The organism is Rathayibacter sp. AY1E3 (assembly GCF_002932235.1).
In the GTDB taxonomy this organism is placed as follows: Bacteria; Actinomycetota; Actinomycetes; order Actinomycetales; family Microbacteriaceae; genus Rathayibacter.
This window is the reverse complement of the sequence record NZ_PSVN01000050.1, coordinates 1-1379: the sequence shown is the minus strand read 5'-3', so window position 1 is coordinate 1379 and position 1379 is coordinate 1. Positions and strand designations below refer to the sequence as shown.

The window sequence follows — 1379 nt, the reverse complement described above, 5'->3', positions numbered from 1 at the left end:
TCGGGTGAGCGGGGGCGTGTGGCGGTGCAGTTCGCGTGAGCGGGCGCGTGTGGCGGCGCGGTTCGCGTGAGCGGGGGTGTGAGGCGGTGCGGATGGCGGGGTGTTGCGCCGGTGTCCTGCGCGCGCCGCCCCGAGGACGGCTGGGCTGTGCGGCGTCGGCGGCGGTGATCCCTCCCTCCACAGGAGTGCCTTACGCCGGTTCTCCACGGATGTGACGATCCGTCGCTTCCGTGTCGGTGGTCGCTGATTGAATACACGTATGACGATGATCAGCGGGTCGACTGCAGCGGAGGCGGTGCTCAGCGAGGTGCGTGCTCGCGGCGACCGGGCCGCCGCGCTGGCCCGTTCGGCGTCCCCGCTGCTCCTGGCCGCGGCCGAGGAGCTGCACGCCGGGCACCGGGCTGCGCTCGAGCATCCGGAGTCGTTCGCCCGCGGTTCGGCGCCCCACGCGTCGAGCGACCTCGCCGAGCGGTCGATCCGCGCGGAGTTCGCGGTCGCCCTCGGAGTCTCCGAGCGGGTCGCCTCCCGCGAGCTCGACCACGCGCGCCTCCTCGTCGAGGACCTGCCGGCCACCCGCGCCGCCCTCGCCGGGGCGCGCCTGCGGTGGGAGGCGGGCCAGGTCGTCTGCGCCGTCGCGGCCACCCTGCCTCCGGGCTCCCGCGCCGCGTTCGATACGCGGGCGGCCGAGCTCGCGGCCCGCACCACGCCGACCCAGCTGCGGCGCGCTCTGGCCCGACTGCGGGAGGAGCTCCACGAGCAGCCCCCCGCCGAGCGCCACCGACGTGCCCGCGAGGACCGTGCGGTCTGGCTGACCCCCGAGGTCGACGGCATGGCGACGCTCTGCGCCCTCCTCCCCGCCCCGGTCGCCGTGGGGGCGTACACCCGCCTCGACCGGATCGCCCGGATCCTCCGCGACGGCGCCGAGGGGTCGGCGGGGGCGGAGCCGCCTGTTGCCACGGATGCGGGCTCCTGCGGGGCGGAGGCGAGCGGGACGACCGGGGCGGAGCCGACCGGAATCACCGGGGCGGGCGCCGTCGATGCGATCTCCCGAGCGGGCGACGCGCGGACCCTCGCCCAGCTGCGAGCCGACGCTCTCGCCGACCTCCTCTGCGATGCGGACGTCATCGGCACGGTGCCCGACCCGGTCGGCGCCGATCGGCCCGTTCCGACCCTCGTCACCGGCGTGCGCGCCGAGGTGCGGGTCACCCTGTCGGCGAGCACCGCGTCCGGCGCCGACGACGCCTCCGCCGAGCTCGACGGCTACGGCCCGATCCCGGCAGACGTCGCTCGGAGCCTCGTCCCCGCGACCGTCACCCGCGTGCTGACCGAGCCCCGGACGGGCGCCGTCCTCTCGGTCGGGCGCACACGCCGACTGCCGC

1 protein-coding gene is annotated in these 1379 nt (G+C 76.8%); it reads left to right on the top strand.

The window, feature by feature from the left end:
- Positions 1-259: 259 nt before the first annotated feature.
- On the top strand, positions 260-1379 hold a 1120-nt coding region (locus tag C5C53_RS16705), incomplete at its 3' end, for a DUF222 domain-containing protein (RefSeq protein ID WP_104268049.1).